This window comes from Geobacillus sp. CAMR5420 (assembly GCF_000691465.1).
GTDB classification, from domain to species: domain Bacteria; phylum Bacillota; class Bacilli; order Bacillales; family Anoxybacillaceae; genus Geobacillus; species Geobacillus thermoleovorans.
On record NZ_JHUS01000001.1, the window covers coordinates 1 to 22,387 of the forward strand.

Consider the following 22,387-nt stretch of genomic DNA (forward strand, 5'->3'; position numbering starts at 1 on the left):
TCTAGTTTTGAGGGAATGAAAAAGTCTTGACAACAGGTCAACTTTCCTTATAACAAGACTTGTCCATTGTTGCCTAGTGGCTATGGCGGAGGGGAAACACCCGTTCCCATCCCGAACACGGAAGTTAAGCCCTCCAGCGCCGATGGTAGTTGGGGCCAGCGCCCCTGCAAGAGTAGGTCGCTGCTAGGCAATAAACGAGCAGCCAGTTGCATTGGTGCAATTGGCTGTTTTCGTTTTTTGAGGAAAAAACGATAAGGACCCGCTCAATGTCTCTCTTCCTTTCATCTACTAGTATAGAATGTTAGCAATGTGGGAAACATAGAGGATGGGAGGTGGAGAGCGTGAGGACATCAATAGCAGACCGGAATCAACGCGAACATGTATGCATCGTTTGTGAACAGGAAAAAAAGGAAGGGATTTTCCTTTTTGGCCATTTTCTTTGTTTGGACTGCAACCGGGCGATTGTGCAAACGAATACGGACGACCCGAACTACTCGTTTTATGTGCGGCAGCTGCGCAAAATGTTTACATCGAAAATTCACTCGTAATCAGGGCCTGCATTTGGGCCTGTTTTTATTTGCGATTGACGCGACTCGTGCGTTTTTTCGGGCGTTTGTGATACTATATGTTTGATGTTTCTCCTGCATGTCCCATGCATTTCGGCAGTCTGCCCGGATGATGGCCGTTCTGGGACAGACAGCAAGGAAAGAGGATGATGATGGATCAAACGAAAACTCCTTTATATGACGCTCTCGTGCACCATTGGGCGCGCCGCCCGGTTTCGTTTCACGTGCCGGGACATAAATACGGCGCTTTGTTTTCGAAACGAGGGAGAGATATGTTTGCGCCGCTGTTGGCGTTGGATGCGACGGAAATTTCCGGCTTGGATGACTTGCATCATCCTGAGTCGGTGATTGCCGAGGCGCAGGCGCTGGCGGCGGAGCTGTATGGCGTTAGGGAGACGTTTTTCCTTGTGAACGGTTCGACGGCAGGGAATTTGGCAATGATCGCCGCCGTGTGTGATGGAAAGAGGAAGAAAGTGATTGTACAACGCAATTGCCATAAATCGGTGATGCATGCATTGCAACTCATGGAAGCCACTCCTGTTCTACTTGCTCCCGAGTTTGATCGTGATGTGTGTGTCGCTTCGCACATTCGTCCTAAAGCGGTCAAAGAGGCGTTGGCGCTTCATGATGATGTTGCTGCGGTTGTATTGACGAACCCAAATTATTATGGAATGGCCGCCGATTTGACAGAAATCGTCCGTCTAGTTCATGAACATGGCATTCCGGTGCTGGTTGATGAGGCGCATGGCGCCCATTTCGTTGTCGGCCCCCCTTTTCCGACATCGGCGCTTCGCTATGGCGCCGATGTTGTCGTGCAGTCGGCGCATAAAACGTTGCCGGCGATGACGATGGGAGCGTTTTTGCATGTAAACAGCGAGCGGGTTGATCTTGAGCGGTTGAAATATTTTTTGCAGTTGTTTCAGTCAAGCAGCCCGTCTTACCCGATTATGGCGTCGCTCGATTTGGCGCGGAGTTATGTCGCCCAGCTTTCAAAAAGCGATGCGGCGGCGATCGTGGCAGAAATTGAGAAGTTTAAAGCAGCCTTGGCCGATATTGACGGGGTGGCAGTCGTTTGTTCCCGCCATTTTGGCGTACAGACCGACCCGCTGAAAGTAACGGTGCAGACGCGCTGTTCCTTGACCGGGTATGAACTGCAACGTTGGCTTGAGCGCGAAGGGGTGTTTGTCGAGCTTGCTGATCGAATGAACGTGCTTTTCGTTTGCCCGCTGGCGGTAACCGGGCGGCTTCAGGAAGCAGCGGAGAAAATCAAACGAGCGTGGCGCGATTTGCCAGATGGCGAGGCGCCGGTGTGTGACGCTTCGCCTTTTCTCGGACCGCTTCTATCGGTTTTAGTCCCGTATAATGAACTGCGCCATTTGCGGACAAAAGCTGTGGCGCTCGAGGAAGCTGAAGGACATATAGCGGCGGAAACGGTCATTCCATATCCGCCTGGGGTGCCGCTCGTGTGGGTCGGAGAACGGATCGGCCGCGGCCATATTGAACAGATCCGCCAGCTTCTTTGTCAGCGGGCGCACATACAAGGCGGAAGCCGGCTGAAAGATGGTCAGCTGGTTGTATACGAATAGGAAGGATGGAAAGGATGCCGCGAGTGATGAACGGATGCTTTTTTTCGTTTGAAGGACCGGAAGGAGCTGGCAAAACGACGATGATCAGCAAATTGGAGTCGTTGTTGCGTGAGCGGGGGATTGACGTCGTGGCGACGAGGGAACCGGGCGGGGTGCGCATTGCCGAGGCGATTCGCTCAATCATTTTAAACCGTGATTATACGGAAATGGACGGGCGGACGGAGGCGCTTTTGTATGCGGCGGCGCGCCGGCAGCATTTGCTTGAGAAAATCGTGCCGGCGCTTGAGGCTGGGTGCGTCGTCCTTTGCGACCGGTTTGTTGACAGTTCCCTCGCCTACCAGGGATTTGCCCGCGGGCTTGGCATTGAGGAAGTATGGAAAATTAATGAGTTCGCTATTGATGGGTATATGCCGTCGCTGACGATTTATTTTGATATCGATCCGCAAATTGGGCTTGAACGAATCCGACGAAACCGCAGCCGGGAAGTGAATCGGCTTGACCTTGAAACGTTGTCTTTTCATGAGAAGGTGCGAGAAGGGTATCGGGAACTCGCCAGACGGTTTGCCGACCGCATTGTCGTCATCGACGCGAACCGCCCGCTTGATGATGTATTCGCTGAAACAACGGCCGCGGTGCTTTCCCGTTTGAAAGGAAGATGACAGCGCCATTTCCATGAATCCGACCGTGATGATTCCTAGTGGACATGATAGAATAGAAATAAGAAATCAAGGAAGAGTGATGGCGATGCGATGGGAACAGCTAGCGAAACGCCAGCCGGTGGTGGCGAAAATGCTGCAAAGCGGCTTAGAAAAAGGGCGGATTTCTCATGCGTACTTGTTTGAGGGGCAGCGGGGGACGGGCAAAAAAGCGGCCAGTTTGTTGTTGGCGAAACGTTTGTTTTGTCTGTCCCCAATCGGAGTTTCCCCGTGTCTGGAGTGCCGCAACTGCCGGCGCATCGACTCCGGCAACCACCCTGACGTCCGGGTGATCAGCCCAGACGGAGGATCAATCAAAAAGGAACAAATCGAATGGCTGCAGCAAGAGTTCTCGAAAACAGCGGTCGAGTCGGATAAAAAAATGTACATCGTTGAGCACGCCGATCAAATGACGACAAGCGCTGCCAACAGCCTTCTGAAATTTTTGGAAGAGCCGCATCCGGGGACGGTGGCGGTATTGCTGACTGAGCAATACCACCGCCTGCTAGGGACGATCGTTTCCCGCTGTCAAGTGCTTTCGTTCCGGCCGTTGCCGCCGGCAGAGCTCGCTCAGGGACTTGTCGAGGAGCACGTGCCGTTGCCGTTGGCGCTGTTGGCTGCCCATTTGACAAACAGCTTCGAGGAAGCACTGGCGCTTGCCCAAGATAGTTGGTTTGCCGAGGCGCGAACATTAGTGCTACAATGGTATGAGATGCTGGGCAAGCCGGAGCTGCAGCTTTTGTTTTTCATCCACGACCGCTTGTTTCCGCATTTTTTGGAAAACCATCAGCTTGACCTTGGACTTGATTTGCTTTTATATTTATACCGCGATTTATTGCATATTCAAGCCGGGCAGATGGACGGCGTGTTATACCGCGATCAGCTGGACCGCCTGCAACGATGGGCGCTTGCTTGCCCGCAGCGGCGGATTTTGGCTGGCATGGAAGCGATTTTACAAGCGAAAACGCGTTTAAATACAACAAATATGAGCACAGCGTTGCTTGTTGAGCAGCTCGTTCTTCAATTAAAGCGGTAAAGGAGGGAGAGCCGTTGTATACGGTAGTCGGCGTCCGTTTTAAAAAAGCAGGGAAAATTTATTATTTTGACCCTGGCGATGCCGTTATTCCCGTCGGCGAATTCGTCATTGTCGAGACGGTCCGAGGCATTGAGTACGGAAAAGTCGTCATCGCCAATAAACAAGTCGACGAAAACGACATCGTGCTGCCGCTCAAAAAAGTGATCCGCGTGGCGAATGAGAAAGATAAATGGATTGTAGAAGAAAACAAAAAGGCGGCGCGCGAGGCGTATGACATTTGCTTGCGCAAAGTGGAGGAGCACGGGCTGGAAATGAAGCTCGTCGATGTGGAATATACGTTTGACCGCAATAAAGTGATCTTTTATTTCACTGCCGATGGGCGCGTCGATTTCCGCGAGCTTGTGAAAGACTTAGCGTCGATTTTCCGCACGCGCATCGAGCTGCGGCAAATCGGGGTGCGCGATGAGGCGAAAATGCTTGGCGGCATCGGGCCGTGCGGCCGCATGCTTTGCTGTTCGACGTTTTTAGGCGATTTTGAACCGGTGTCGATCAAAATGGCGAAAGATCAAAACTTGTCGCTCAATCCAACGAAAATTTCCGGGCTGTGCGGCCGGCTGATGTGTTGCCTGAAATATGAAAACGAAGAGTATGAGACGGCGAAAGAACAACTCCCGGATTTAGGGGAATATGTCGAAACACCGCACGGCTTCGGCAAAGTCGTCGGCTTGAACATTTTAGAGCGGGTGTTGCAAATCGAGCTTCCAGAATTCGGACGGGTCGTCGAATATACACTCGATGAGCTGATGAAAAACGGGACGTTGTCCATTCGCGTCGCGGATTAATTTGGGGTGGGGCCAGTGGAAAAAGTAGATAAAAAAGAAGTGTTTCGATCAGTGGCCAATATGGAAGAGCAACTTAGTTATTTTTACCGCGAGCTGGTGCAGCTGAAACAGCGCGTAACGGAGCTGTTAGAAGAGAATCACCAGCTGCAAATCGAAAATGCTCATTTGCGCCGTCGGCTTGAACAATTGTCAGAAGCATGGGAAGAAGGCAAACGAAAAGGGGACAAACATGGCAAAAAACTCATCGACATTGGCGAAGGGTATGACAATTTAGCCCGCCTTTACCAAGAAGGGTTTCATATTTGTCACATCCATTACGGAAGCATTCGCACCGAGGGCGATTGTTTGTTTTGCTTGTCGTTTTTGAACAAAAACTAAAGGCAGCGCCACCCTTTCCGTTTCGGAAAGGTTATTTTTTTCAATGGAGGATCGTGCGTCATGGTGGAATTGTACGAGGATGAACGGCTCGATTATTTGTTTAACGAAGAGCTCCGCATCATTCAAAGTCCATCTGTATTTTCGTTTTCCCTTGATGCCGTGCTCCTTGCTCATTTTGCCTATATGCCGATTCAAAAGGGGCAGATTGTTGATTTGTGCACGGGCAACGGGGTGATTCCCCTCTTGTTGAGCCGGCGAACAAAAGGGACGATCATCGGCATCGAAATTCAAGAACGGCTTTGCGACATGGCGAGGCGAAGCGTGCAATACAACGGGCTTGAAGGACAAATCGAGATCATACACGGCGACATTAAAGAAGCGCCGCAACGGATCGGTTACAGCCGGTACGATGTCGTCACGTGCAACCCCCCGTATTTTCCGGCAGTCGGCAAAGACGAACTGAGCAAAAATGAACATATCGCCATCGCCCGCCATGAAATTTATTGCACCCTAGAGGATGTGATTCGAGTCAGCAGCCAGCTGTTGAAGCAAGGAGGGAAGGCGGCGTTCGTCCACCGGCCCGGGCGGCTGCTTGATCTTGTGACGCTCATGCGCCAATACCGTCTTGAGCCGAAACGGCTCCGCTTTGTGTACCCGAAAGAGGGCAAAGAGGCGAACATGATTTTAATTGAAGGGACAAAAGACGCAAGCCCGGACTTAAAAGTGTTGCCTCCGCTTGTCGTGTATAATGAGAATAACGAATATACTGAGGAGACGAAGCGGATCTTATATGGCATTATTTCATCTTAAAGGGGCGGAACAAGGATGCTTTGGCAGCAAAAAAGTTTTACCGAACAAACGGAGCAAGGGACACTGTACATCGTGCCGACGCCGATCGGCAATTTGGAGGATATGACGTTTCGTGCGGTTAGGACGCTTCAGGAAGCTGACGTCATCGCCGCCGAGGACACAAGGCAGACGAAAAAGCTGCTCGCCCATTTCGGCATTCATACGCCGCTCGTCAGCTACCATGAGCATAATAAATACGCGAGCGGCCGGCAGCTTGTCGAATGGCTGAAGGAAGGAAAAACGGTGGCATTGGTGAGCGACGCCGGGATGCCCGGCATTTCCGATCCGGGTTATGAGCTTATTGTTGCGGCGCTTGCCGAGCGCTGCCGCGTCGTCCCTCTTCCTGGAGCGAACGCGGCATTGACAGCGCTTGTCGCCTCCGGGCTGCCCACGGACCGCTTTTTGTTTGTCGGCTTTTTGGAACGGGCGAAAAAAGAGAAAAAAGAGCAGCTGCTGTCATTAAAAACAGCGGCGGAGACGTTAATTTTTTATGAGGCGCCCCACCGCTTGAAAGAAACGCTCGCTCTTATGTATGATATATTCGGCAATCGGCGCATCGCTCTTGGCCGCGAGTTGACGAAACGGTTTGAGGAGTTCATCCGCGGCGATTTAAGCGATGCGGTCGCCTGGGCGGAAGAACATGACACCCGCGGTGAATTTTGCCTCATTGTCGAAGGGGCGCGAGACGGGAATAAACAAGAGCAAGAGGGAGAGGAATGGTGGCAGCCGCTTTCGCTTGTCGAACATGTCGATTATTATATTCGCGAGCACAACCTTTCCGTCAAGGAGGCGGTGAAACAGGCGGCCAGTGATCGAAATATGTCGAAACGCGACGTTTATCGGCAGTATCATCAACAGCAAGAAGAAGAAAAAAAAGAGTTTCTCTGAAGCCAGAGAAACTTTTTTATTCTTTTTCTTTGTCTGTTGCTGCTTCTAGATGCTGTTGGATCTCCTGCAGCAAAATTTCTGCGCCTTCGCGGCTTAAAATGATTTTGCCGCCGGCCAGTTTGAAGTTGTCGTCCGACACTTCGCCGGTGACGACACACGTCATGTTCGGCTTATACTTTTTCAAAATGATGCGGTCATCGTCAACATAAATTTCCAACGCATCTTTTTCGTTAATATCCAACGTACGTCGCAGCTCAATTGGAATGACGACGCGGCCTAACTCATCGACTTTACGCACGATCCCTGTCGATTTCATCGTCGATTCTCCTCTCCGCAAAAAAGTTTTTTGTCGTTTATTCGTCAATATTCGACAAATTTCCTACAACCTAATCATATCAGTGTTTCCATTAAGCGTCAATCCTTTAATATGTAAAATTTAAAAAAAATGTATATTGTTATTTCAAAAAAAGTTTGTTTAGAAAGAAAGGAGAAAACGAATGAATTTGCCCATCTAAACTCTATCCTTGTATAACAAATTCGCAGCGATGGCTGAAAACGCGGCCGTATTTTTGCCGGTTTGGGTATATTTTTTCAGCCCACGAGAAATAGATGTTTTTGTAGAATGAAAAAATTATGTAAAATAGAAGTAACGCCGCTCTCGTCGCCGGACGGGGGCTTTTGTGCTCAACAGTACGAGGGAGGGCCTAACCGATGGAGAAAAAAACGTTTTATTTGACGACGCCGATTTATTACCCGAGCGACCGCCTGCATATCGGTCATGCTTACACAACGGTGGCGGGGGACGCCATGGCTCGCTATAAACGGATGCGCGGCTACGATGTCATGTATTTGACCGGCACCGATGAGCATGGGCAAAAAATTCAGCGCAAGGCGGAAGAAAAAGGAGTAACGCCGCAGCAATACGTCGATGAGATCGTCGCTGGCATTCAGGAGCTATGGAAGAAGCTCGACATTTCCTACGACGATTTTATTCGCACAACGCAGGAGCGGCATAAAAAAGTCGTCGAACAAATTTTCACCCGTCTTGTCGAACAAGGCGATATTTATTTGGGCGAATATGAAGGCTGGTATTGTACGCCGTGCGAATCGTTTTACACTGAGCGGCAGCTTGTGGACGGCAACTGTCCGGACTGCGGCCGGCCTGTTGAGAAAGTGAAAGAAGAGTCCTATTTCTTCCGGATGAGCAAATATGTCGACCGCTTGTTGCAATATTACGAAGAAAATCCCGATTTTATCCAACCGGAATCGCGGAAAAATGAGATGATCAACAACTTCATTAAGCCGGGGCTTGAGGATTTGGCTGTGTCCCGGACGACGTTCGATTGGGGCATTAAAGTGCCAGGCAATCCGAAGCATGTCATCTATGTCTGGATCGACGCGCTTGCCAACTATATCACAGCGCTCGGCTACGGCACGGACAACGATGAAAAGTTCCGCAAATATTGGCCGGCGGACGTCCATTTGGTCGGCAAAGAAATCGTCCGTTTCCATACGATTTATTGGCCGATTATGTTGATGGCGCTCGGCTTGCCGTTGCCGAAAAAAGTATTCGGCCATGGCTGGTTGCTGATGAAGGATGGAAAAATGTCCAAATCGAAAGGAAATGTCGTCGACCCGGTGACGCTCATCGACCGGTATGGGCTTGATGCGCTCCGCTATTATTTGCTGCGGGAAGTGCCGTTCGGCGCTGATGGCGTGTTTACGCCGGAAGGATTTATTGAGCGCATCAACTATGACTTGGCCAACGACTTAGGCAACTTGTTGCACCGTACTGTGGCGATGATCGAGAAATATTTCGACGGCGTTATTCCGCCATACCGCGGGCCGAAAACACCGTTTGACCAAGAGTTGGCGCAAACGGCGCGCGAAGTGGTGCGTCAATATGAAGAAGCGATGGAGGGAATGGAGTTTTCCGTCGCGCTCGCCGCTGTTTGGCAGTTGATTAGCCGGACGAACAAATACATCGATGAAACGCAGCCATGGGTATTGGCGAAAGACGAACAGAAACGGGATGAGCTTGCCGCCGTCATGACCCACTTGGCTGAATCGCTTCGCCATACGGCGGTGCTGCTCCAGCCGTTTTTGACGCGCACGCCGGAGCGCATGTTCGCTCAGCTCGGCATCACTGATCATTCATTAAAAGAATGGGACAGCTTGTACGATTTCGGCCTCATTCCGGAAGGGACAAAAGTGCAAAAGGGAGAACCGCTCTTCCCGCGCCTCGACATCGAAGCGGAAGTGGAGTACATTAAGGCGCATATGCAAGGGGGCAAACCGGCCGCCGAACCGGTAAAAGAGGAAAAAAAAGCAGCGGAGGCGGCGGAAATTTCGATTGACGAGTTCGCCAAAATCGATTTGCGCGTCGCTGAAGTCATCCATGCCGAACGGATAAAAAACGCCGATAAGCTGTTGAAGCTTCAGCTTGACCTTGGCGGCGAGAAGCGGCAAGTGATCTCCGGCATTGCTGAGTTTTACAAACCAGAAGAACTAGTCGGCAAAAAAGTCATTTGCGTCGCCAATTTAAAACCAGCCAAGCTTCGCGGCGAATGGTCGGAAGGCATGATTCTAGCCGGAGGCAGCGGCGGGGAATTTTCGCTGGCGACGGTTGATCAACACGTGCCGAATGGAACGAAAATCAAATAACGGTTTGCTTGGCAGGGGGGTGTTGCGCTTGACACCTCCTTGTCGCTATTTTGTAATGGAAATGTTAACGAAATGTGACGTATGTAACCAATTTCTATGCTACACTTAACATCAAGGTGGAAAAGAGGGCATTAGTATGCTGTTTGATACGCACGCACATTTGAATGCAGTCCAATACGAAGAAGATTTGGAACAAGTCATTGAACGCGCCCGCGATGAAGGGGTTTCACACATTGTCGTCGTCGGGTTTGACCGTCCGACGATCGATCGGGCGATCGAGCTGGCCGAGCGGTATCCGTTTATTTATGCGGCGGTTGGCTGGCATCCGGTTGATGCGATCGAGATGACGGACGATGATTTGCAGATGATTGAACAGCTCGCCGCTCACCCGAAAGTCGTGGCGCTCGGCGAGATGGGGCTTGACTACCATTGGGATAAATCGCCGAAAGACGTGCAACAAGAGGTGTTCCGGCAGCAAATCCGGCTGGCTAAAAAGGTGAAGTTGCCGATCATTATTCATAACCGTGAGGCGACGGCAGATATTTTAAAAATTTTGCAAGAGGAAAACGCCGCCGAAGTCGGCGGGATTATGCATTGTTTCAGCGGCAGCGTCGAGGTGGCCAAACAGTGCATGGACATGAATTTTCTCATTTCCCTTGGCGGACCGGTCACGTTTAAAAATGCGAAAAAACCGAAGGAAGTGGCGAAGGAGATTCCACTGAGCCATTTATTGATCGAAACCGATTGTCCATATTTAACGCCTCACCCTTTCCGCGGCAAACGAAACGAGCCGAGCTATGTCAAATACGTTGCCGAAGCGATCGCACAGATCAAAAACATTTCTTTTGCCGAAGTAGCGGAAACAACGGCGGAAAATGCCAAAAAATTGTTCGCCATCGACCGCTAAAATTAGGCGTCGAACAGCGGGGAAGCTTGTCGAAGGTGCGGCGAAGACGATAAAATTCTACAAATTCAGCCGATATGAGCCAACCGCGTGTCGACAAGTCTTCCTTCCTTTTTCACTGAATTTTCTGCATAATAGAGTATGCTCGTGCGTACATGTTAAAGGGAGAGGGGAATTCCGTAGAAAAAGGAGGCGTTCATCTGATGTTGCCGAATGGGAGGAAATGGCTGGACTTATGGAGGAAAAACGTGACCGTCACAGCGGGCGGGTTTCTCGCCATCTCCGCGACGACAGGGGTTGCTGGATATGAGATGGCCAAAGACGATGTGACGCTGATCAAAAACGGAAACAAACAAGAAATTCGCACTCATGCGAAAACGGTGAAAGAGCTGCTTGCGGAGCAAAACATTCAACCGCGCAAAGAAGATTATGTTTATCCGTCTCTCTACTCACCGATCACCGACGATCTCCATATCGTTTGGGAAGCGAGCAAAGAAGTGACGCTGACGGTCAATGGAAAAAAGAAAAAGATATGGACGACAGCCGATACAGTCGCGGAGCTGCTCCGTTCGCAGCACGTGGCAGTCGGGCCGTATGACAAAGTGGCGCCGGCGCTTTCGGCGAAAATTCAAAAAGGCATGGACATCGGCGTTGAAAAGGCGTTTCCAGTCCACGTCAATGTCGGCGGTAAACAACAGCAGGTATGGACAACTTCGACTACGGTCGCTGACTTTTTGAAGCAGCAAGGGATTCAGCTAGGTCAACTCGATCGGATAGAGCCCTCCTTGCACGAAATGGTCAAAGAACAGATGACCATTTGTGTGGTCCGAGTAAAAAAAGTCACCGATGTAGTGGAAGAACCCGTCGACTTTGCCGTGGTGACAAAACGGGACGACTCATTGCCGAAAGGAGAGCGGCGCGTCATTCAGCCTGGAGAAAAAGGGATGGTTCAAAAAACGTATGAGGTGACATTGGAAAACGGCAAAGAAACGGCGCGCAAACTAATCGCTGCGAAAACGCTAAAAGAAAGCAAGGCGCGCATTGTCGCCATCGGCACGAAAACTGTGCGCTCAGCTGCCGCGCCCGACCGCCCGTCCTCGCGCGGCTCGGACCATGCCGCGAAGGAATTTTACGTCACCGCCACCGCCTACACTGCCTATTGTGCAGGCTGTTCAGGCATAACAAGCACGGGCATCAACTTGCGCAAAAATCCTTCCGCTAAAGTGATTGCGGTCGACCCGTCCATCATCCCCCTTGGGTCGAAAGTGTATGTGGAAGGATACGGATATGCCATTGCCGCTGACACCGGCTCAGGCATCCGCGGATATAAAATTGATGTGTTTTTCCCGGAACGATCGGATGCGTTTCGTTGGGGCAGAAAGCGCGTGAAAATACGGGTATTGCCATAGAGATGCGATGGGAGAACGAAGCGGAGGGTTTTTTCCCTCTGCTTTTTTTCGCTATAATGGCATTGTGCCGCGACAATGCGCGCCGTTTCTACTAAATTAGACGATGCAAACGGAAAAAAAGTTTCAGCGAAATTCAAAAAATAATAAGGGAATGAAGCGGCTTTCGGCGATGATTCGCCTTACTTTTGATTTTACCGGAAAGGAGGCATTGCAGAAATAGGAAAAAGAGACGATTCCGTTGTTTCTGCAATGGGAGGATGAAGATCAAAGAAGTGATCGTTGTGGAAGGAAAAGATGATACGGCGGCGATCCGGCGCGCCGTCGATGCCGATACAATCGAGACAAACGGAGCAGCAGTGGGCGCGGATGTCATTGAGCGGATCAAGCTGGCGAAAGAGCGCCGCGGCGTGATCATTTTTACCGATCCCGATTTTCCCGGCGAAAAAATTCGCCGCACGATTGCCGAACAGGTGCCGGGGTGCAAGCATGCCTTTTTGCCGCGCGAGGCAGCCAAAGCGAAAAACGGCAAGGGCATCGGGGTTGAGCACGCGTCCCCTGACGAAATCCGTCGGGCGCTCGCCAACGTGTATGAAGAGGCGTCGGATTGGAAGGAAGAAATTACGTTTGCTGAACTGATCGAGGCTGGGTTGATCGGCGGTGCGATGGCGCGCCGGCGGCGGCAGCGTCTCGGCGAGGAGCTGAAAATCGGCTATGCGAACGGTCGGCAGTTTCATAAGCGGCTGCAAGTGTTCCGCATTTCCCGTGATGCTTTTTATGCCGCGTTAGCGCACGTGATGCAGGAGGAGGCAGACGATGTATAAAGATATTGCAACACCGCGGCGGACGAAAGAAATTTTGGAGCGATATGGCTTTTCGTTTAAAAAGAGCCTTGGGCAAAACTTTTTGATCGATGCGAACATTTTGCGGAAAATCGTGGATGTTGCCGACATCTCCCCTGATACAGGAGCGATTGAAATCGGACCGGGCATCGGAGCGTTGACGGAACAATTGGCGCGACGGGCGAAAAAAGTCGTCGCTTTCGAAATCGACGGCCGACTGTTGCCCATTTTGGCCGACACGCTGTCTCCTTATGACAATGTGCGCATCTTTCACCAAGATGTATTAAAGGCCGACTTGCATGCCGTCATCGCCGAGGAACTGGCTGATGTAAGCGACCGGATGGTCGTCGCCAACTTACCTTATTATGTGACGACACCGATCATTATGAAGCTGCTTACCGAGCGGTTGCCGATCCGAGGCATGGTCGTCATGCTGCAAAAAGAAGTCGCCGACCGTCTTGCCGCTAAGCCAGGGACAAAAGATTACGGCTCGCTGACGATCGCTGTGCAGTATTATACCGAAGCGGAAGTCGTCATGACGGTGCCGCGCACCGTCTTTATGCCGCAGCCGAACGTTGATTCTGCTGTCATCCGGCTCGTAAAGCGGCAGCATCCGCCTGTTGTTGTCGACGATGAGGGCGTGTTTTTCCAAGTGGTGCGGGCAAGCTTCGCCCAGCGCCGCAAAACGCTGTTCAACAACTTAACAAACAATTTGCCGGGAGGAAAAGAGAACAAAGAGAAAATTGAACGAGTGCTCGTTGCTTTGGGCATTGACCCGCGCCGCCGCGGAGAGACGCTTGACATCGCTGAGTTTGCTTCATTAAGCAACGCGTTGGCACCGCTTTTCGGCAAATGAAGGAGTCGTAAAGAAAGCGCTCCTCTAGGGGGCAGCGGTCTTTTCGTCAACCAAAGCCGTCCAAACAGGCGTCTATCACCTATTGTCCGCACGTGCATATCGTATGGATGACAACGATTATGCAATGGAGTGAGCGGTGATGGACGTCATTAAAATCGGCGATATTGTCGCCCGCAAGTCTTACCAATGTGATTTATTGTTCCGAGTGATTGATATTAAAGAAAAAAACGGCGAGTGGGAAGCGATTTTGTATGGTGAAGACGTGCGCCTCGTCGCGGACGCTCCGTGCAGCGATTTAGTCGTCATCGATGAGCAGGAGCAACAGGAACGGAAAAAGCGGGAAATCGAGCTGATCGAACAATCGTATCGGCTTTTTCGCCAAGATTATCAGGCGATCAAGCAAAAAGTCGAATATCGGGCGACCGGCGGATACCGGGTGGAGAAAGATTTTTTTCAAATTCCGGGGCGCGTTCTTCATTTGGATGGCGACCCGTTATATTTGCGCAAATGTATGGATTTGTATGAGCGGATCGGCGTGCCGGTGCACGGCATTTACTGCGAGGAAAGCGAAATGCCGGAAAAAGTTGGCTACTGGATCGAGCAGTTTCGCCCTGATATTTTAGTCATCACCGGGCATGATTCGTATTCGAAGTCAAAAGGAAAGGTGCATGAGTTAAAAGCGTACCGCCATTCGCGCCATTTTGTGCAAACGGTGAAAGAGGCGCGCAAAAAAGTGCCCCATTTGGACCAACTGATCATTTTCGCCGGCGCCTGCCAGTCGCACTTTGAGTCGCTCATCCGCGCTGGGGCGAATTTTGCTAGTTCACCAGCGCGGGTGAACATTCATGCTCTGGACCCCGTCTATATCGTTTCGCGCCTCAGCTTCACCCCGTTCACCGAAACGGTCGACGTATGGGATGTGTTGCGCAACACGTTAACTGGGGAAAAGGGGCTTGGTGGGGTGGAAACGAAAGGCGTGCTCCGCACCGGGATGCCGTTTCGCCTCATTGAGAATCGAGAGGAAAACCGCCGCAGTTGATGGGCGGTTTTTTCTATACGTCCGTCGCATTTTTTTACAAAAAAGTTCCACATCACACATAAAAAGAAGGATATTGTAGAAAAATATACATTGACAGAAATAAAAATGCCCTGATATAATTTTTATTTTTTGACTTTAGATATCATCTTTGTTATAATTACAAATAGTGAGGTGGATGATGAATGCCAAAGACTTTATCCGATATTAAAAAAACGCTGGATTCCAATATCGGGAAACGGTTGACGCTGCGGGCCAACGGCGGACGCAGAAAAATGATTGAGCGTTGTGGTATTTTGGCGGAAACATATCCATCCGTATTTGTCATTGAGCTGGATCAAAAAGAGAATTCGTTTGAACGCGTATCGTTCAGCTACGCCGACGTATTGACAGAGACGGTAAAGTTGACGTTTTGGGATGATGAGCAAGCAGGGGGGCAGTAGACAGATTTGTTTGCTGCTTTTTGTTTTTTGTTTTGTCATAAATAGGTGACGTGAACTACTCCCACTTCGTTTTGTTTGAAGCGGGAGTTTTCTTTCGGAACTATGATAAAACCGCCCTCTTTATTTCATACTAAAACTGCCGCAGCCGCCTTTTGCCCGGCCAAATGCAAAGCCGGCTTGTTGATGCGCCGGCGGGTTGCCAAACGTTTCATGCCATAGCGCCAATGAACATGGAAAGGGGTTGCTGACATTGGGTCGACGCCGCGGGATTATGTCGCAACGCTTGAAAGAAGAGCTGGCGAAAGAGTTGGGCTTTTACGATGTCGTGCAACGTGAGGGGTGGGGCGCCATCCGCGCGAAAGACGCAGGAAACATGGTCAGATTGGCGATTGAACGGGCGGAGCGGCAGCTGGCCGGAACAACGGAATAGCGCCGGCAGCGGGGCGTGTTGCGGCGAGGGTGTCCCGAACGGGGCGCCCTTTTTTGCATACATATATTGTTTGGCGTCGTCGCCAGAACATGGTAATATGATAAAATGGGTTGACGAAAGAAAGGCGGATGAGACGGGGCAAAGACGGCGGAGACGGAAAGCAGCCGATGGATGCCGATCCGCTTATTCATGATTGCGCGTGGAAGCAGGTGAGGATGAGTGAGGTTGTCGATAAAAGCGCCGGCGAAAATCAATTTGTCACTCGACGTTCTTTATAAGCGCCCGGATGGTTACCATGAAGTGAAAATGGTGATGACGACGATCGATTTGGCCGATCGCATTGAGCTTGTCGCGTTGCCGGAGGAAGATGCGATCCGCATCGTTTCGCAAAACCGCTTTGTGCCGGATGATTGCCGCAACTTGGCGTATCAGGCGGCTAAGCTTCTTAAAGAGACGTTTTCGATCCGCCAAGGGGTGGCCATTTCGATTACGAAGCATATTCCGGTGGCCGCCGGATTGGCGGGAGGAAGCAGCGATGCGGCGGCGACGCTGCGTGGGTTGAACAAGCTTTGGCAACTTGGATTAACGATGGATGAACTGGCAGAGCTCGGGGCGAAAATCGGATCAGATGTCGCTTTTTGCGTCTACGGCGGAACCGCCTTGGCGACGGGGCGCGGGGAAATCATCACTCCGATCCCTTCACCGCCGCCGTGCTGGGTTGTGCTGGCCAAGCCCCCGATCGGTGTATCGACGGCGGAAGTGTACCGAAACTTGGAACTTGAGCGTGTCAGCCATCCAGACGTCGATGCGATGGTGAGAGCGATCGAGCGGCAAGATTATGCGGCGATCTGCCGGTTGGTCGGCAATGTTCTTGAGGAAGTGACGTTGAAAAAATATCCGGAAGTCGCGCATATTAAAGAACAAATGAAGCGGTTTGGCGCTGATGCGGTGCTGATGAGCGGCAGCGGGCCGACCGTGTTTGGACTGATCGAGCACGATTCGAGAATGCAGCGGGTATACAATGGGTTGCGCGGCTTTTGTGACCAAGTGTTTGCGGTGAGAATGTTAGGAGAACGACATTCTCTTGATTAAACACGTACATTTTTGTTAAAATATATTTATAATATTCGGTTTCAGGAGGTCGGCTATGAAGCTAAGGCGAAGCGGCCGTTTAGTTGATATGACGCATTATCTTCTTGAACGGCCACATCAGCTCATTCCGCTTACATTTTTTGCCGAGCGGTACGAATCGGCCAAATCGTCGATCAGCGAAGATTTGGCCATCATTAAGCAGACGTTCGAGCAGCAAGGAATCGGAACCGTTCGGACGCTGCCCGGCGCTGCCGGTGGCGTGCAATACATTCCAAAAATGGCTGCTGAGGAAGCGGAAGAAGTGGTTGCGTATTTGTGTGAACAACTGTCGCGTCCGGATCGGCTTCTTCCCGGCGGATATTTGTATATGACCGACATTCTTGGCGATCCCCGTATTATGAACAAAATCGGCCGCCTTTATGCGTCGATGTTTGCCGACCGTCCGGTGGATGTCGTCATGACGATCGCCACCAATGGGATTCCGTTCGCGTATGCCATCGCCAACTTTTTGTATGTGCCCGTTGTCATCGTCCGCCATGACAATAAAGTGACAGAAGGACCGATGGTGAGCATCAATTACGTATCCGGCTCGTCCAAACGCATCCAAACGATGGTCCTATCGAAGCGCAGCTTAGCGGAAGGAGCCAATGTGCTCATCGTCGACGATTTTATGAAGGCGGGGGGTACAATCAACGGCATGATCAGTTTGCTGCAGGAGTTTAACGGCAATGTCTCCGGCATTGGCGTGCTCGTCGAGTCGGAGGAGGCGAAAGAACGGTTGGTCGACGAATACATTTCACTCGTCAAACTGTCCGAGGTCGACGTAAAAGAAAAGCGGATCGCTGTCAAAGAAGGCAATTACAAAGCGTTTTTATAGCACTCGCTGCTTGACATAAAAATCAAGAAAGGAGACTGGCTCATGAGAAAGGTAGAGACAACGAAGGCGCCGCAAGCGATCGGCCCATATTCGCAAGGGATCATCGTCAACAACATGTTTTACAGCTCGGGGCAAATCCCGCTCACTCCAGAAGGGGAATTGGTGAAAGGCGACATTCAAGCGCAGACGCATCAAGTGTTCCAAAACTTGAAGGCCGTATTGGAAGCGGCCGGCGCTTCGCTCGATACGGTGGTGAAAACGACCGTATTTCTGAAAAATATGGATGATTTCGCGGCCATGAATGAAGTGTACAGCCAATACTTCCCGAACCATAAGCCGGCGCGCTCGTGCGTGGAAGTAGCCCGGCTGCCGAAAGATGTCCTTGTCGAAATTGAAGTCGTTGCCCTCGTTCCGTAATGATTAGCCCCACTTTTTCCCTACATAAAAATTTATAAAAAATTTTTCGAAAAAAGAAGGAAATGACTCGAGCACGTGGAATTAATTACATCGAGTCTCATATAGGGGAAAAGGTGGTGAGCAAAATGGAAGTGACAGACGTAAGATTACGCCGCGTCAATACCGAAGGACGGATGAAAGCGATCGCCTCCATTACGTTGGACAACGAGTTCGTCGTCCATGACATCCGCGTCATCGACGGAAACAATGGGCTGTTCGTCGCGATGCCGAGCAAGCGCACACCAGATGGGGAGTTCCGTGATATCGCTCATCCGATCAATTCCGCCACGCGCGGGAAAATCCAGGAGGCGATCCTCGCTGAATATCACCGCCTCGGGAAGTTGGAAGAAGAACTTGAAGAAGCTGGCGCTTCGTAAACATATGAAAGGGAGCTTAGGTGAAATTCACCAAGCTCTCTATTTTTTTGGCAACCGCATTGTTTCCTTGAAAAGTGCCACTGATTCATATATATTCAATTATGGATAAAAGGGTAATTGGAGGCCTTTCACATGAAGCGATATGCGGTCATTTTGGCGGCCGGACAAGGGACGAGGATGAAATCAAAGTGGTATAAAGTGCTTCATCCCGTTTGCGGCAAGCCAATGGTTCAGCACGTCATCGACCAAGTGTCGAAGCTTGGGGTGGAAAAAACGATTGCGGTAGTGGGATTTGGGGCGGAACAAGTGAAAGAACAGCTCGGCTCTCAGTGTGAATATGCCCTGCAGGAGGAGCAACTCGGGACGGCGCATGCAGTAATGCAGGCGGCTCCGCATTTGCGCGGCCTTGAAGGAGTGACGATTGTCGTCTGTGGGGATACGCCGCTCATCACCGCTGAGACGATGGAGACGCTCGTCGAGCATCATATGGCCGCCAAGGCGAAGGCGACCGTATTGACGGCCATCGCTGATGATCCGTCCGGATATGGCCGCATTGTCCGCAACCAGGCTGGCCATGTCGAGAAAATTGTCGAACATAAGGATGCGAGCGAGCAAGAGCGGAACATTCGCGAGATTAACACGGGAATCTATTGCTTTGACAACCAGACATTGTTTCAAGCGCTTACAAAAGTGACCAACCACAACGCTCAAGGTGAATATTATTTAACGGATGTGATTGAAATTATCAAAGCCGACGGCGGCGTTGTATCCGCCTATCAGGCGCCGTCGTTTGAGGAAACGATCGGCGTAAACGACCGCATCGCCCTCGCCGAAGCGGAGCGGATCATGCGTGCTCGAATTTGCCGTCAGCATATGAAAAACGGGGTCACGATCATCGATCCGGCTTCCACTTATATTTCCGCCGAGGCGATGATCGGACGCGACACGGTCATTTACCCCGGCACGGTGATTGAAGGCGAGACGGTGATCGGTGAAGACTGCGTCATTGGACCAAATTCGGAAATTAAAAATTGCTATATCGGCCATCGCACATCGATTCGCCATTCGGTCGCCCATGACAGCGAGATTGGTTCGGATGTGACGATCGGCCCGTTCGCCCATATTCGACCGCTGTCAAAAATCGACGATGAGGTGCGGATCGGCAATTTCGTCGAGGTGAAAAAATCGACGTTCGGCAAAGGAAGCAAGGCGCCGCATTTGAGTTATATCGGCGATGCTGAAGTCGGCGCCGATGTCAATCTTGGCTGCGGGTCGATTACGGTCAACTACGACGGCGTGAATAAGCATATGACCAAAATCGAAAATGGGGCGTTTATCGGTTGCAATGTCAATTTGATTGCACCGGTTACGGTAGGACAAGGCGCTTACGTCGCCGCCGGATCGACGATCACGAATGACGTCCCCGGTCGCGCGCTCGCCATTGCCCGCGCCCGGCAAGTCAATAAAGAAAATTATGTCGATCGCCTGCCAGGCAAGAAAAAATCTTAGCGGAGGTCTATCATGTCTGACTGTCAGCATCAATTAAAATTGTTCGCTCTGAACTCGAACATGAAGTTGGCGAAGGAAATTGCAGAAGTCATGGGAATCGAGCTCGGCAAATGTTCCGTTTCCCGTTTCAGCGACGGGGAAATTCAAATCAACATTGAAGAAAGCATCCGCGGCGACGATGTGTTCGTCATTCAATCGACGAGCGTGCCGGTCAATGAGCATTTGATGGAGTTGCTTATCATGATCGACGCGTTAAAGCGCGCCTCGGCCCGCACGATCAATATCGTGATGCCGTATTACGGCTATGCCCGTCAAGACCGGAAAGCGCGTTCGCGCGAACCGATTACAGCGAAGCTGGTCGCCAACTTGCTCGAGACGGCCGGAGCGTCGCGCGTCATCACGCTTGATTTGCATGCCCCCCAAATTCAAGGATTTTTCGATATTCCAATCGATCATTTGATGGGTGTGCCCATTTTGGCGGATTATTTCAAAAGCAAACAATTGGAAGATATTGTCGTCGTCTCTCCGGACCATGGGGGTGTCACAAGGGCGCGCAAGCTCGCCGACCGCTTGAAAGCGCCGATTGCCATTATCGATAAGCGCCGGCCGAAGCCGAACGTGGCGGAAGTGATGAACATTGTCGGGCAAGTGGCGGGGAAAACGGCCATTTTGATTGATGACATTATCGATACGGCCGGCACGATTACACTCGCGGCCAACGCTCTAGCGGAAAGCGGAGCGAAGGAAGTGTACGCGTGCTGCACCCATCCGGTGCTGTCTGGTCCAGCGATCGAGCGCATTCAAAGTTCCAAAATTAAGGAACTGGTCGTCACCAATTCAATTGCCTTGCCAGAAGAGAAAAAAATTGATAAAATTGTAGAGCTGTCGGTGGCTCCGCTTATTGCTGAAGCGATTACGCGCGTGTATGAAATGAAGTCTGTCAGCGTCCTGTTCGACTAACGCAAGAAAACATGTTTAGCCCTTCTTGTTTTAGGATAAAGTAGTCAATAGATTCTAATTCAGGAAGGTGAAGAAACATGGCGATTGTGTTGGAAGCGAAAGAACGCACAGACAAAAAACGTTCGACATTGCGGCGTATTCGTTCGCAAGGCGGCATTCCAGCGATTTTGTACGGCAAAAAAGTCGAAAACAAAATGATTTTCGTCAGCGCCGCTGAACTGGAAAAAGTGCTTCGTGAAGGCGGACGCACAAGCTTGCTGACGCTGAAAGTCGGCGGCGAGGACTACTCGGTGTTGCTGCGCGAGATGCAGCGCGATCCGTTGCGTGGCGAGTTGCTTCACGCCGATTTTCAAGCGGTTGATCTATCGACAGAAGTTGATATTGACGTTGAAGTTCGCTTAGTAGGCGAGGCGCCTGGCGTGAAGGATGGCGGCGTGTTGCAGCAAAACTTGCATGAGCTGTCCATCCGCGTCCTGCCGGCGAACATTCCTCCAGTGATCGAAGTGGACATTTCCGGACTGCAAGTCGGTGATACCGTCACCGTTGGCGACGTGCAAACGGACGGCAAATTTGAAATCAATCATGAACCTTCCGAAGTGATCGCCACGATCTTGCCGCCGCAACAAGAGGAAGAAATCGATAGCGGCGAACAGCAAGAGGCAGGGCAGCCTGACGCTGCGGAAGGAAGAGAAACGACGCCAGAAGAGTGACAGACGTAACCGTTTCGGTTACGTCTTTTGTAGTATCATGCAAAGAGAGGAGCGCGAGGATTGAAGCTGTTTGTCGGGCTCGGCAATCCGGGCAAGGAGTATGAGCAAACAAGGCACAATGTCGGCTTTTTCGTCATCGACGAACTGGCGAAGCGCTGGAATGTATCGTTAAAAACCGCTAAATTTCGCGGCTTGTTCGGAACGGCGTCCGTTTCTGGCGAAAAAGTGGCATTATGCAAACCGTTGACATATATGAATTTATCAGGGGAATGTGTTCGCCCACTTATGGATTACTACGACATTGCCATCGATGATGTCATCGTCATTTACGATGACCTCGATCTCCCGCCGGGAAAAATCCGCCTTCGTCTGAAAGGAAGCTCCGGCGGCCATAATGGCGTCAAATCGCTCATTCACCACCTTGGCACCGAGCAGTTTAAGCGCATTCGCATTGGCATCGGTCGGCCAACGAACGGGCAACCGGTTGCGGATTACGTGCTCAGCCGCTTTACGGAAGAGGAGAAACCGGCGGTGGACAAAGCGGTGCTGCGGGCTGCCGATGCGTGTGAACAGGCGGTGAAGGCGCCATTTATTCAAGTGATGAATGATTTTAACGAGTGAATATTTTCCTCTGAACTGGTGCACAATGTGAGTACGGGAGGCGGCCGAAGCGTCGGCTTCGCCTGCCTTGTGGGCGGAACAGCCCGGTGCCCAGTGAGGAGGTTGGCTTGAATGGCGCTACATTACTATTGCCGCCATTGCGGTGCAAAAGTCGGAACGATTGAGCAAATGCCGATATACAGCGAGAAACTGGGATTCCACCACTTAACGGAAGAGGAACGGCTCGAGATGATTTCGTATGAACCGAACGGTGACATTCATGTGAAAACGATTTGCGAAGACTGTCAAGAGGCGCTGGCGCGAAACCCAGAATGGCATCAATACGAAAAATTCATCCATTAAGGGCGGCTTTGGGCGACCAAAG

At 51.1% G+C, this 22,387-nt stretch carries 26 protein-coding genes and 1 rRNA gene; 26 read left to right on the forward strand and 1 reads right to left on the reverse strand.

The window, feature by feature from the left end; genetic code table 11:
• Positions 1-72: 72 nt before the first annotated feature.
• The 9 genes from rrf (at position 73) to rsmI (ending at position 6,840) form a co-directional block, all read left to right on the forward strand.
• A 5S ribosomal RNA gene (gene rrf / locus DI44_RS16815) occupies positions 73-189 on the forward strand.
• Between the two features lie 152 nt (positions 190-341).
• Positions 342-548 carry a sigma factor G inhibitor Gin gene (locus DI44_RS16810; RefSeq protein WP_011229538.1) on the forward strand — a complete coding sequence of 69 codons (207 nt, stop codon included), beginning with the start codon at positions 342-344 and terminating at the stop codon, positions 546-548.
• 170 nt (positions 549-718) lie between these two features.
• On the forward strand, positions 719-2,152 hold the full coding sequence (locus DI44_RS16805; RefSeq protein ID WP_025039043.1) for an aminotransferase class I/II-fold pyridoxal phosphate-dependent enzyme: 1,434 nt from the start codon (positions 719-721) through the stop codon (positions 2,150-2,152).
• A gap of 26 nt (positions 2,153-2,178) precedes the next feature.
• Positions 2,179-2,811: a dTMP kinase gene (gene tmk / locus DI44_RS16800; RefSeq protein ID WP_014194560.1), complete on the forward strand. Its 633-nt coding sequence runs from the start codon at positions 2,179-2,181 to the stop codon at positions 2,809-2,811.
• A 79-nt stretch (positions 2,812-2,890) separates the two neighbouring features.
• Positions 2,891-3,883, forward strand: coding sequence for a DNA polymerase III subunit delta' (gene holB, locus DI44_RS16795; protein ID WP_021322628.1), 993 nt, complete (start codon positions 2,891-2,893; stop codon positions 3,881-3,883).
• A gap of 14 nt (positions 3,884-3,897) precedes the next feature.
• The gene (locus DI44_RS16790) at positions 3,898-4,725 is read left to right on the forward strand and encodes a stage 0 sporulation family protein (protein WP_012820432.1); all 828 of its coding nucleotides are present in this window, start codon (positions 3,898-3,900) and stop codon (positions 4,723-4,725) included.
• A 15-nt stretch (positions 4,726-4,740) separates the two neighbouring features.
• Positions 4,741-5,103 carry a DNA replication initiation control protein YabA gene (gene yabA, locus DI44_RS16785; protein WP_011229543.1) on the forward strand — a complete coding sequence of 121 codons (363 nt, stop codon included), beginning with the start codon at positions 4,741-4,743 and terminating at the stop codon, positions 5,101-5,103.
• 60 nt (positions 5,104-5,163) lie between these two features.
• The gene (locus tag DI44_RS16780) at positions 5,164-5,913 is read left to right on the forward strand and encodes a tRNA1(Val) (adenine(37)-N6)-methyltransferase (protein ID WP_014194562.1); all 750 of its coding nucleotides are present in this window, start codon (positions 5,164-5,166) and stop codon (positions 5,911-5,913) included.
• Between the two features lie 15 nt (positions 5,914-5,928).
• The gene (gene rsmI, locus DI44_RS16775) at positions 5,929-6,840 is read left to right on the forward strand and encodes a 16S rRNA (cytidine(1402)-2'-O)-methyltransferase (protein ID WP_033024461.1); all 912 of its coding nucleotides are present in this window, start codon (positions 5,929-5,931) and stop codon (positions 6,838-6,840) included.
• 16 nt (positions 6,841-6,856) lie between these two features.
• Here the strand turns inward: rsmI and DI44_RS16770 are convergent, their stop codons facing one another.
• Complete coding sequence (locus DI44_RS16770; RefSeq protein ID WP_011229546.1) at positions 6,857-7,156, reverse strand: AbrB/MazE/SpoVT family DNA-binding domain-containing protein; 300 nt, start codon at positions 7,154-7,156, stop codon at positions 6,857-6,859.
• A gap of 395 nt (positions 7,157-7,551) precedes the next feature.
• Between DI44_RS16770 and metG the strand changes: the two genes are divergently transcribed.
• The 17 genes from metG to DI44_RS16685 all read left to right on the forward strand — a co-directional run bounded on the left by metG (position 7,552) and on the right by DI44_RS16685 (position 22,365).
• Complete coding sequence (metG, locus tag DI44_RS16765) at positions 7,552-9,504, forward strand: methionine--tRNA ligase (RefSeq protein ID WP_014194565.1); 1,953 nt, start codon at positions 7,552-7,554, stop codon at positions 9,502-9,504.
• 136 nt (positions 9,505-9,640) lie between these two features.
• Positions 9,641-10,411, forward strand: a complete 771-nt coding sequence (locus DI44_RS16760; RefSeq protein WP_013143959.1) for a TatD family hydrolase — start codon at positions 9,641-9,643, stop codon at positions 10,409-10,411.
• Between the two features lie 200 nt (positions 10,412-10,611).
• Positions 10,612-11,817, forward strand: a complete 1,206-nt coding sequence (locus DI44_RS16755; protein WP_033024462.1) for a G5 and 3D domain-containing protein — start codon at positions 10,612-10,614, stop codon at positions 11,815-11,817.
• A gap of 257 nt (positions 11,818-12,074) precedes the next feature.
• The gene (rnmV, locus tag DI44_RS16750) at positions 12,075-12,638 is read left to right on the forward strand and encodes a ribonuclease M5 (protein WP_014194568.1); all 564 of its coding nucleotides are present in this window, start codon (positions 12,075-12,077) and stop codon (positions 12,636-12,638) included.
• Positions 12,631-13,512, forward strand: a complete 882-nt coding sequence (rsmA, locus tag DI44_RS16745; RefSeq protein ID WP_033024464.1) for a 16S rRNA (adenine(1518)-N(6)/adenine(1519)-N(6))-dimethyltransferase RsmA — start codon at positions 12,631-12,633, stop codon at positions 13,510-13,512. The genes rnmV and rsmA overlap by 8 nt, the downstream gene beginning before the upstream one ends.
• Before the next feature lie 139 nt (positions 13,513-13,651).
• The gene (gene yabG, locus DI44_RS16740; protein ID WP_014194570.1) at positions 13,652-14,551 is read left to right on the forward strand and encodes a sporulation peptidase YabG; all 900 of its coding nucleotides are present in this window, start codon (positions 13,652-13,654) and stop codon (positions 14,549-14,551) included.
• A gap of 182 nt (positions 14,552-14,733) precedes the next feature.
• The gene (locus DI44_RS16735) at positions 14,734-14,991 is read left to right on the forward strand and encodes a Veg family protein (RefSeq protein ID WP_011229553.1); all 258 of its coding nucleotides are present in this window, start codon (positions 14,734-14,736) and stop codon (positions 14,989-14,991) included.
• Between the two features lie 250 nt (positions 14,992-15,241).
• Positions 15,242-15,421: a small, acid-soluble spore protein, alpha/beta type gene (locus DI44_RS16730; RefSeq protein ID WP_013143961.1), complete on the forward strand. Its 180-nt coding sequence runs from the start codon at positions 15,242-15,244 to the stop codon at positions 15,419-15,421.
• Positions 15,422-15,640: 219 nt separating this feature from the next.
• Positions 15,641-16,513 (forward strand): 4-(cytidine 5'-diphospho)-2-C-methyl-D-erythritol kinase, encoded by an 873-nt coding sequence (ispE, locus tag DI44_RS16725; RefSeq protein ID WP_023634489.1) that lies wholly within the window; start codon positions 15,641-15,643, stop codon positions 16,511-16,513.
• A 55-nt stretch (positions 16,514-16,568) separates the two neighbouring features.
• Positions 16,569-17,390, forward strand: coding sequence for a pur operon repressor (purR, locus tag DI44_RS16720; RefSeq protein WP_014194574.1), 822 nt, complete (start codon positions 16,569-16,571; stop codon positions 17,388-17,390).
• A 42-nt stretch (positions 17,391-17,432) separates the two neighbouring features.
• Positions 17,433-17,807: a RidA family protein gene (locus DI44_RS16715; RefSeq protein ID WP_011229557.1), complete on the forward strand. Its 375-nt coding sequence runs from the start codon at positions 17,433-17,435 to the stop codon at positions 17,805-17,807.
• 125 nt (positions 17,808-17,932) lie between these two features.
• A complete protein-coding gene (gene spoVG, locus DI44_RS16710) occupies positions 17,933-18,223 on the forward strand; it encodes a septation regulator SpoVG (protein WP_003247437.1) in 291 nt (96 codons plus the stop codon).
• A gap of 132 nt (positions 18,224-18,355) precedes the next feature.
• Positions 18,356-19,732: a bifunctional UDP-N-acetylglucosamine diphosphorylase/glucosamine-1-phosphate N-acetyltransferase GlmU gene (gene glmU, locus DI44_RS16705; RefSeq protein ID WP_023634490.1), complete on the forward strand. Its 1,377-nt coding sequence runs from the start codon at positions 18,356-18,358 to the stop codon at positions 19,730-19,732.
• A gap of 12 nt (positions 19,733-19,744) precedes the next feature.
• Positions 19,745-20,692, forward strand: a complete 948-nt coding sequence (locus DI44_RS16700) for a ribose-phosphate diphosphokinase (RefSeq protein WP_012820445.1) — start codon at positions 19,745-19,747, stop codon at positions 20,690-20,692.
• 77 nt (positions 20,693-20,769) lie between these two features.
• Positions 20,770-21,402, forward strand: a complete 633-nt coding sequence (locus DI44_RS16695) for a 50S ribosomal protein L25/general stress protein Ctc (protein ID WP_012820446.1) — start codon at positions 20,770-20,772, stop codon at positions 21,400-21,402.
• Positions 21,403-21,462: 60 nt separating this feature from the next.
• Entirely contained in the window at positions 21,463-22,023 is a 561-nt protein-coding gene (pth, locus tag DI44_RS16690) for an aminoacyl-tRNA hydrolase (RefSeq protein WP_021322636.1), read from the forward strand.
• Between the two features lie 111 nt (positions 22,024-22,134).
• Positions 22,135-22,365: an anti-sigma-F factor Fin family protein gene (locus DI44_RS16685; protein WP_011229562.1), complete on the forward strand. Its 231-nt coding sequence runs from the start codon at positions 22,135-22,137 to the stop codon at positions 22,363-22,365.
• Positions 22,366-22,387 lie beyond the last annotated feature (22 nt).

What these genes read in the sequence shown, in the direction of transcription:
- DI44_RS16805 (WP_025039043.1), top strand. Translation starts at nt 719, where the DNA reads ATGGATCAAACGAAAACTCCTTTATATGACGCTCTCGTGCACCATTGG.
- tmk (WP_014194560.1), top strand. Translation starts at nt 2,179, where the DNA reads ATGAACGGATGCTTTTTTTCGTTTGAAGGACCGGAAGGAGCTGGCAAA.
- holB (WP_021322628.1), top strand. Translation starts at nt 2,891, where the DNA reads ATGGCGATGCGATGGGAACAGCTAGCGAAACGCCAGCCGGTGGTGGCG.
- DI44_RS16780 (WP_014194562.1), top strand. Translation starts at nt 5,164, where the DNA reads ATGGTGGAATTGTACGAGGATGAACGGCTCGATTATTTGTTTAACGAA.
- rsmI (WP_033024461.1), top strand. Translation starts at nt 5,929, where the DNA reads ATGCTTTGGCAGCAAAAAAGTTTTACCGAACAAACGGAGCAAGGGACA.
- DI44_RS16770 (WP_011229546.1), bottom strand. Translation starts at nt 7,156, where the DNA reads ATGAAATCGACAGGGATCGTGCGTAAAGTCGATGAGTTAGGCCGCGTC.
- metG (WP_014194565.1), top strand. Translation starts at nt 7,552, where the DNA reads ATGGAGAAAAAAACGTTTTATTTGACGACGCCGATTTATTACCCGAGC.
- DI44_RS16760 (WP_013143959.1), top strand. Translation starts at nt 9,641, where the DNA reads ATGCTGTTTGATACGCACGCACATTTGAATGCAGTCCAATACGAAGAA.
- DI44_RS16755 (WP_033024462.1), top strand. Translation starts at nt 10,612, where the DNA reads ATGTTGCCGAATGGGAGGAAATGGCTGGACTTATGGAGGAAAAACGTG.
- rnmV (WP_014194568.1), top strand. Translation starts at nt 12,075, where the DNA reads ATGAAGATCAAAGAAGTGATCGTTGTGGAAGGAAAAGATGATACGGCG.
- rsmA (WP_033024464.1), top strand. Translation starts at nt 12,631, where the DNA reads ATGTATAAAGATATTGCAACACCGCGGCGGACGAAAGAAATTTTGGAG.
- yabG (WP_014194570.1), top strand. Translation starts at nt 13,652, where the DNA reads ATGGACGTCATTAAAATCGGCGATATTGTCGCCCGCAAGTCTTACCAA.
- DI44_RS16735 (WP_011229553.1), top strand. Translation starts at nt 14,734, where the DNA reads ATGCCAAAGACTTTATCCGATATTAAAAAAACGCTGGATTCCAATATC.
- purR (WP_014194574.1), top strand. Translation starts at nt 16,569, where the DNA reads ATGAAGCTAAGGCGAAGCGGCCGTTTAGTTGATATGACGCATTATCTT.
- DI44_RS16715 (WP_011229557.1), top strand. Translation starts at nt 17,433, where the DNA reads ATGAGAAAGGTAGAGACAACGAAGGCGCCGCAAGCGATCGGCCCATAT.
- spoVG (WP_003247437.1), top strand. Translation starts at nt 17,933, where the DNA reads ATGGAAGTGACAGACGTAAGATTACGCCGCGTCAATACCGAAGGACGG.
- glmU (WP_023634490.1), top strand. Translation starts at nt 18,356, where the DNA reads ATGAAGCGATATGCGGTCATTTTGGCGGCCGGACAAGGGACGAGGATG.
- DI44_RS16700 (WP_012820445.1), top strand. Translation starts at nt 19,745, where the DNA reads ATGTCTGACTGTCAGCATCAATTAAAATTGTTCGCTCTGAACTCGAAC.
- DI44_RS16695 (WP_012820446.1), top strand. Translation starts at nt 20,770, where the DNA reads ATGGCGATTGTGTTGGAAGCGAAAGAACGCACAGACAAAAAACGTTCG.
- DI44_RS16685 (WP_011229562.1), top strand. Translation starts at nt 22,135, where the DNA reads ATGGCGCTACATTACTATTGCCGCCATTGCGGTGCAAAAGTCGGAACG.